Source organism: Neisseria sp. HMSC069H12 (assembly GCF_001812735.1).
Classification (GTDB): domain Bacteria; phylum Pseudomonadota; class Gammaproteobacteria; order Burkholderiales; family Neisseriaceae; genus Neisseria; species Neisseria subflava.
In genome coordinates, this window is the sequence record NZ_KV810289.1 from 60,973 (window position 1) to 61,636 (window position 664).

At 45.2% G+C, this 664-nt stretch carries 1 protein-coding gene; it reads right to left on the bottom strand.

Going from position 1 to position 664, the window contains the following annotated elements:
• Positions 1-170 precede the first annotated feature (170 nt).
• Positions 171-664 (bottom strand): hypothetical protein (locus HMPREF2872_RS08360; RefSeq protein ID WP_083311770.1); only part of this gene is annotated, 494 nt, incomplete at its 5' end.

The window sequence follows — 664 nt, forward strand, 5'->3', positions numbered from 1 at the left end:
TCCAAATAGCCCTTTTCCGCTGCGGTATTGAGGCGTTCGGTCAATACGGGTGATGCTGTTACGGTGGCAATCAGATTGCGGTATTCGTTTGAGTTTTTGCCGTTGGGGAGCGAATTTTGGGCAAAGTCGTCCAATATCTTTTGCAGTTGAGGATTGATCTGACTCATGTTTTATGACCCCGGCTTGAAAATATCGAAAGTAATTTCATTGATGCATTTATGCAGTACTTTTTCTGCACTTTCCCCCTGATAAAAGACTTGGAGATCTGCTTCGTAGCCGTTCGGGTATTTTTTTTCGTAGCCGTTGAAGGGTCTGCCCCAATGCCCTTTGCCTGTATAGGTAAACCCTGCCTGCACCAGTAGTGGATGGAATTGATCTAAATCCATTTGGCAGATTGGCGTTGCGGGAGGATTTCCTCCTCCGCTACCGAAAAATAAGTGCATTTTTCCAGACTGATTTTTATTAAAATTAAGTGCCCATCCCCAAATACTGCCACCAAACTGATTGCCTGAAGAAAATCCACTGGTTGAGTCATCCTCTTTCTTGGATGGCATAAATTTTATCTTCATCACCTTCTCTACCGTTTCAATCCGGAAGTCCTCGGGCGATTGGGCATGGCGGAGGAAATCCAAAACCTTGGTCAATACTTCGGGTGCGGTCAGAT